This is a genomic window from Ilumatobacter sp., assembly GCF_049588435.1.
Classification (GTDB): Bacteria; Actinomycetota; Acidimicrobiia; order Acidimicrobiales; family Ilumatobacteraceae; genus Ilumatobacter_A.
Genome location: NZ_JBAVYV010000095.1, coordinates 1 through 6,367, shown reverse-complemented (window position 1 = coordinate 6,367; position 6,367 = coordinate 1). Strand labels below are relative to the sequence as shown.

The window sequence follows — 6,367 nt, the reverse complement described above, 5'->3', positions numbered from 1 at the left end:
GGTCTACCGGGAACGCCGAGCCCAGGAGACGTCGCTGATGGCGAAGGGGATCTTCGCCGGTGCGATGCGCGAGTCGAAAGCGGTCATCGACGCCGACGAGGAGTCCTGACGAGTGGTGGGGTGACCGATCCGTCAGTACGAGGCGCCTGCGGGCCCGCCGCGCCGGCGGGCTCCGCGTCGTTCGCGCGGTTTGGCGACCTGGCGCTGAACGGCGACCTCGAAGTCGACCTCGGGCACCGGGATCTGTCCGTCGAGGACCTTGCGCATCATCGCGAGGTGCTCGGGAGAGCTGCCGCAGCACGCACCGATCATCTGGATCCCTGCGTCGCGCTGGCGAATCGCGTGGGCGGCCATCACATCGGGTGACCCGCTGTAGTGGAGGTCGGCACCGTGCCACTCGGGCATCCCGGCGTTCGCCTTGCTGACGAGCAGGATGTCGGGGTTCGTGGAGCGCATCTCGATGAGCGCGGCCTCGGTGTCGGCGAGGTTGTTGCCACAGTTCGCGCCGACGGCATCGACGCCCAGTTCGGCGAGGCGGGTGACCGCGTCGACTCCCGTGACACCCATCATCGTGCGCCCGGCGGTGTCGTAGCTCAAGGTGGCGACGATCGGCAGCGTGCTGACCGATCGAGCTCCTGCGACGGCACCGGCGATCTCGTCGAGGTGGCTCATCGTCTCGATCCACAACACGTCGGCGCCGCCCGCGTCGAGGCCCTTGGCCTGTTCGGCGAATGCTGCCGCGCACGTCTCGGGGGTCAACGAACCCATCGGTTCGAGCAGTTCGCCGGTCGGTCCCATCGACCCGGCCACGATCACGCGACGATCGCCTGCATCGGCGGCGGCTCTCGCGACGCGCGCCGCAGCTTCGTTCAGCTCGACCACCCGGTCGTCGAGCTGGTGCAATTTCAGGCGGAAACCGGTTCCACCGAACGAGTTCGTGAGGATGATGTCGGACCCGGCGGCCACGTAGTCGGCGTGCACGGCGGTGACCCGATCGGGGTGCTCGACGTTCCAGAGTTCGGGTGCGCCGCCGGACTCCAGACCGCGGGCGAACAGCTCCGTGCCCATCGCGCCGTCGATCAGCAACACTCCGCGTTCGGCGATCAGTTCGTCCAGGATCGTCATGGTCACAGTGTGCCCGGATCTGGGCGTACCCGTCGGTAGAGGAGGTCGGTCGGAGGCCGGTCCTCGTCGAGGCCGCGCTGTTCGAACCGGGTGAGCGGTCGATCGTCGGGCCGGTCGATGACGCCGCCCTCCAGGCGTGGCTCCGCGTCGCACACGCGTTGCATCAGGGCGGCGTAGTCGGCGATGTCGGTCGCGAGGTGCAGCTGCCCATCGGTCTCGAGGCGATCGACGAGCGCTGCGACGATGTCCTCGCGCACCAGTCGTCGATGGTGCTGGCGTGTCTTCTTCCAGGGGTCGGGGAAGTAGATCCGCACGACGGCGAGCGATTCCGGTCCGATCCGTTGCAGGAACTGCACGAGGTCGCCGTGCACGACGCGGACGTGGGGGAGTGGCTCGTTCTCGATCGCGTCGAGCACCGTGACGACGCCCGGATCGTGGACTTCGACACCGATCACGTCGAGCTCGGGCTGCGCCCGCGCCATCTGGATCGTCGATTCACCGTGGCCGAAACCGATGTCGAGCACGACGCCGCGTGCGGGGTCACGATCGGGACCGAACACGTCGGACCAATCGAGCACGGGTCCGTCGAGATCGATGCTCCACTTCGCGATCCACTCGTCGAACTCACGCTGGCGTTTCGGCGACAACCCCCGGCGGCGCACCTTGAACGTGAGTGCCGGCCGGCTGACCTGGCGCGCGGTCGAACCCGTCTCGGTCGGGGGTGCGGGCCGGTCGTTCACGGCGCCGAACCTACCGACGGCATCGGTGACCCGCTCAGTTGCCGGTGAGCCCGCCGAGGCCGTCCTGGAAGGCGCGCAGTCCGTCGATCAGCGACGTCGTGAGCCCTTCGAGTTCGGTGCCTGCGACATCGAGCGCGATCGGCACATCGAGGTTGATCGGTACGTCGACGTTCACGGGGACGGTGATGTCGAGTGGAATGTCGATGCCGAAGGGGCCGTCGATGGTGATCGTCGTGTCGACCTCCTCGTCGATCGGAATCGAGGTGTCGATCGGTACCTGGAACTCGATCTTCGTGGCGCCGAACTCCTCCAGGCCGGCGATCGCCTGGTCGAGGCCTTCGTCGATCGACGGTCCGAGATCGTTGACCGTCTCGACGAACCCGTTGACCTGGGATGCGTACAGAGCGGCACCCGACTCGACTCGCTCGAGGTCGGCGCGCGTCGTCGCGAGGTCGTCCTCGGCCGCCTGCACCCGGGTGAACATCCACACCGTCGCGAGGAGTGACCCGACGAGCAGGATCACGACGCCGGCGAGCACGAGCGTCAGGTGACGGTGGACCCAACTCGGCGAGCGCTCGTCGACGGGCGGTGCGGCCTCCGGGTCGAGCGCCGGGTCGGCACCATCGGCGATCACCGGCATCTCGTCGGTGTCGATGAGGCCACGCGACACGACGAATGTCTCGTGCTCGTTCGTGTCCTCATCCGGGTGTTCGTCAGGCTGAACGTCGGCCGTGCTCGTGTCGTCGGTCGGGGTGGTGTCATCGGTCATCGGGGTCTCCGGTGGTGGTTCGGTTTCGGTCGATCGGTGGACAGGAAGTGGGGCATCTCGTGAACTTGTCCCGCGCTCCGTGCGCGAACTGTTCACGAGATCGGCGGCTTCGGTGGCGGTCGGGTCGGCGGGGGTGGTCGTGCGGCGGAGGAGGAAGAGGCACAGGGCGAGGCCGACGCCGAGTGCTGCAGCGCTCGCGATGAAGGTGTCGGCGATCGACTGTGCGGTCAGGCGTTCGGTGGCGACGGTGAGCGCGGACTGGAAGTCGGGGTCGGTGATCGGGGGAAGTTCGATCTCGGATCGCAGCGCGTTGAATCGGGCGAGGCCCCACGCGGTGAGCGCGGACAACCCGACGCTCAGCCCGATCATCCGGACCACCATGACGACCGCCGCCGCGGCACCGCGCGAGTCGGGTTCCGCGTGGTCGACGACCGCCGAGGTCGTCGGCGCGACGGTCAAGCCGATCCCGCCACCGAGCAGCGCCAGTTGCAATGCGAGGACCGGGTATGGCGTGTCGCCGCCCCAGGTGAGGCCCATCAACGTGTACGCGAGCGTCGCCGCGACGAGCCCCAAGACGATCGGCGGGCCGTACCAGGTGCGCTCGGTCACGCGGCCGCCGACGTACGACAGCAGCGCCATCGCAGCCGTCATCGCGGAGAGGATCCAGCCGGCGATCACGGCGGACCGTTCGAGGTCCACTTCGACGGCATTGACGAACAGCGGGACGTCGACCATCGCGATCACGAGCGCGGCGCCGACGACGAAGTTGACGATCAGCGCGACGCGGACGTTGCGACCGCGGAACAGCGCCGCATCGATCAACGGGGTGCGACCGCGACGACGGAGACGCCGCTCGTGGAACACGAACAAGGCGGCGGCGACGAACGCGAGCGGGTACAGCCAGCGCAGATCGGTCCCGCCGTTGCCGGTGAGTTCGTCGAGGCCCTGCACGCTCTGGACCTCGGCCGACCCGAGCAGTGCGAGGTTGAGCGACACGAGTGCGGTGGTCAGCAACCCCGCGCCGATCCAGTCGACACGAACGTCACGCGCCGGTCGATCGTGCTCGGCGAGAGCCCACCAGACGGCCGCCGCTCCGACGATCGCGAGTGGCACATTCAGCCAGAACTGCCACCTCCACGTCAGGAAACGCACGAGCATCGCGCCGTACAGCGGCCCCCACACCCATCCGAGCGTCTCGATTGCACCGAGCGTGCCGAGCGCACGCGCACGTCGCTCCACGGGATAGACGTCGCCGACGACGGCGAGCGCGATCGGCACCATCGCGCCACCACCGATCGCCGTGAGCACGCGTCCGACCAACAGGGGGCCGAGCGAGTCCGCCAGCGGGATCCAGATCGTCCCGACGAGGAAGATGCCGTACGCCAGCATGAACGTGCGGCGCCGGCCGATCACGTCGCTGACGCGGCCGGCGATCGGCATCACCGCGATGAACGCGATCAGGTACGCGTTGACGATCCAGGCCGCGTCGTCGAGCCCGTCGGGAAGGACGAGACCGAGGTCGCCGATGATCGGGCGCAGCATCGTCGAGACGACCGTGAGGTCGTCGGCCGCGACGAACACACTGAACCCGACGGCCCAGAGGATCGCCCGCGGCGACGGGCTGCGGTCGTGTGTGTCGATCGATGCAGGCAGGGTCACGAACCGATGCCCTCCGGCGGTTTGATGTCGAAGTCCTCGCCGTAGTCGCTGAGTTCGAGGCTCCACTCGACGTCCTCGCCATCGACGGTCGTCGTGAACTCGGCCGTCCGGACGTGTCCGGTCACCGGTTGGATCCAGAAGTCGATCTCGACGTCCTGATCGGTCACCAGCCCGGCGGTGATCACCTCGACGCGATCGGCGGGAGCTGTCGCGGAGATGCGATAGCGGTCCACGCCATCGCGTTCCTCGACGCCGATGAACTCGACGTCGGTGAGGTCCTCCATCAGTGGCTTCCACCCGTTCTCGGGGTCGAAGAACATCGATGGATCGACGTCGATCCCGGTCGGCAACGGTTCGTACACCCCGGTGATCGGGTTCGACAGCCAGATCTCGTCGTCGAGCGCGACGGCGCCCAACTCGCTGACCAGGTTTCCGCCGACCTCGACCTCGAGCACCGCCTGAGCCGATCCGGGCACCTCGAACTGCCCCACGACGCTGTTCAGGGCGAGCTGTTCGACCTGGTCGATGTAGACGGGAGCGCCGCTGCGTTCGAGTTCGAAGCGGACGCTCTCGGTGTCGCCCATCGCGGTCGCGGATGTCGCGACGATCGTCTCGGGATCGGTGGGGATCGTCGGCTCGGTCGGCTCGTCGCTGGAGCTCGAACCGCCGCACGCCGCGAGCGCGACCGCGCCGGTCAGCAGGGCGGCCGGGAGGTGGAATCGGTGGAGACGGCTGATGGCCTGGGTCATGTCGGTGCCCTCGTGAGTCGGCCGACGGCACGGTGCCGCCGGGCTCGGACCAGATGTCAGCCGAACACTTGCACAACCTCGGCCTGCCGAGGTCTATTCCGGCGCGTGAACGTCGACCACCAGGACCGATCGTGGGCGGATGGTGCGGCCCACGACAGAATGCGTCGATGGTGGAGACGTCGGATGAGCGCCTGGACGGCACCGCCGACGCGGTGATCCGGCGTCGCCTGCGGCGCCAAGCGGCATCGATCACGGCCGCCGTCGCACCGTTCGGGATCGTCTTCGGGGCCTCGGCGGCCACCGCCGGCTTGAGCCTGGTCGAGGCGCTCGGCTTCTCGATCTTCGTGTTCGGAGGCAGTTCGCAGTTCGCGGCGGTCGAGATCCTCGGCGATGGCGGATCGGTCGCCTCGGCGGCGGTGGCCGGCCTGCTGCTCAACGTCCGGTCGCTGGCCTTCGGGGTGATCATGGCGCCGGCGCTGACGGGAGCGTTCTGGCAGCGGGCGTTGATGTCGCAGCTGATGATCGACGAGTCGACGGCGGTCGGTCTCGCCGCGACCGAACGCCGGAACCGGCGCTATGGATTCCTCGTCGGGGGGTTGAGCGTGTTCGTCGTGTGGAACCTGATGACGCTGCTCGGCTTCGTCGCGTTCAGCGGCGCGGGGGATCTGATCAACGATCTGGGACTCGACGTCGCGGGTCCGGCCGCGTTTCTCGCGCTGCTGTGGCCCCGCCTGGGGGATCGGGCGCAGCTCGCCACCGCGGTCGCCGGAGCGGTGATCGCGGTCGTCCTGATCCCGTTCGTTCCCGCCGGAGTTCCGATCCTGGCATCGATGTTCGGCGTGCTCGCCGCCCGCTTCGTCACGGTGTCGCCCAAGGCGAGCGACGGGTCATCGACGGTCGGGAGCGCACATGAGTGACGCGGTCGTCGTCCTGATCGTGCTGGCGACCGGGACGTACGCGATGAAGGCTGCGGGTCCGCTGGTGCTCGGGGATCGGCGTCTGCCCGCTCGTATCTCGTCGTTGGTCGACCTGCTGCCGGCGGCGCTGCTCGCGTCGCTCGCCGCCGTGTCGACGATGGGTGACGGCGCGTCGATCGTGATCGATGCCCGCCTCGTGGGGATGGCGGTGGCCGGACTCGCGTTGTGGAAGCGGGCACCGTTCGTGGTCGTGATCGTCCTCGCTTCGATGGCGACCGCGATCGTCCGCGCGCTCGGGTGATGTCGCGCCGCGTGTCCGACCTGGCGCCGTCGATCGCTCAGTCGCTCTGGTACTGCTGCCGCCGGCGTTGGCGGTCGCGGTCGTATCCGTCGAGCGCAATGCCGGCG

6 protein-coding genes are annotated in these 6,367 nt (G+C 68.5%); 2 read left to right on the top strand and 4 right to left on the bottom strand.

Annotated elements, in window-relative coordinates:
* Window positions 1–132: 132 nt before the first annotated feature.
* From bmt to WBV89_RS03490, 4 genes are read right to left on the bottom strand one after another with little or no spacing between them, the layout of a single operon-like run.
* A complete protein-coding gene (bmt, locus tag WBV89_RS03505) occupies window positions 133–1,125 on the bottom strand; it encodes a betaine--homocysteine S-methyltransferase (RefSeq protein WP_423979957.1) in 993 nt (330 codons plus the stop codon).
* Between the two features lie 2 nt (window positions 1,126–1,127).
* The gene (gene trmB, locus WBV89_RS03500) at window positions 1,128–1,865 is read right to left on the bottom strand and encodes a tRNA (guanosine(46)-N7)-methyltransferase TrmB (protein WP_423979956.1); all 738 of its coding nucleotides are present in this window, start codon (window positions 1,863–1,865) and stop codon (window positions 1,128–1,130) included.
* 34 nt (window positions 1,866–1,899) lie between these two features.
* Window positions 1,900–4,293: an MFS transporter gene (locus WBV89_RS03495; RefSeq protein WP_423979955.1), complete on the bottom strand. Its 2,394-nt coding sequence runs from the start codon at window positions 4,291–4,293 to the stop codon at window positions 1,900–1,902.
* Window positions 4,290–5,042: an LppX_LprAFG lipoprotein gene (locus WBV89_RS03490; protein ID WP_423979954.1), complete on the bottom strand. Its 753-nt coding sequence runs from the start codon at window positions 5,040–5,042 to the stop codon at window positions 4,290–4,292. Before WBV89_RS03490 ends, WBV89_RS03495 begins: the two co-directional genes overlap by 4 nt.
* Window positions 5,043–5,209: 167 nt before the next feature.
* Here WBV89_RS03490 and WBV89_RS03485 point away from each other — a divergent pair, with 167 nt between their 5' ends.
* The gene (locus WBV89_RS03485; protein WP_423979953.1) at window positions 5,210–5,959 is read left to right on the top strand and encodes an AzlC family ABC transporter permease; all 750 of its coding nucleotides are present in this window, start codon (window positions 5,210–5,212) and stop codon (window positions 5,957–5,959) included.
* Window positions 5,952–6,260, top strand: coding sequence for an AzlD domain-containing protein (locus WBV89_RS03480; protein ID WP_423979952.1), 309 nt, complete (start codon window positions 5,952–5,954; stop codon window positions 6,258–6,260). Before WBV89_RS03485 ends, WBV89_RS03480 begins: the two co-directional genes overlap by 8 nt.
* Window positions 6,261–6,367: the final 107 nt, after the last annotated feature.

Bases quoted from the DNA above. Each gene is read 5' to 3' on its own strand.
- bmt (WP_423979957.1), bottom strand. From the start codon at position 1,125: ATGACGATCCTGGACGAACTGATCGCCGAACGCGGAGTGTTGCTGATC.
- WBV89_RS03490 (WP_423979954.1), bottom strand. From the start codon at position 5,042: ATGACCCAGGCCATCAGCCGTCTCCACCGATTCCACCTCCCGGCCGCC.
- WBV89_RS03485 (WP_423979953.1), top strand. From the start codon at position 5,210: ATGGTGGAGACGTCGGATGAGCGCCTGGACGGCACCGCCGACGCGGTG.
- WBV89_RS03480 (WP_423979952.1), top strand. From the start codon at position 5,952: ATGAGTGACGCGGTCGTCGTCCTGATCGTGCTGGCGACCGGGACGTAC.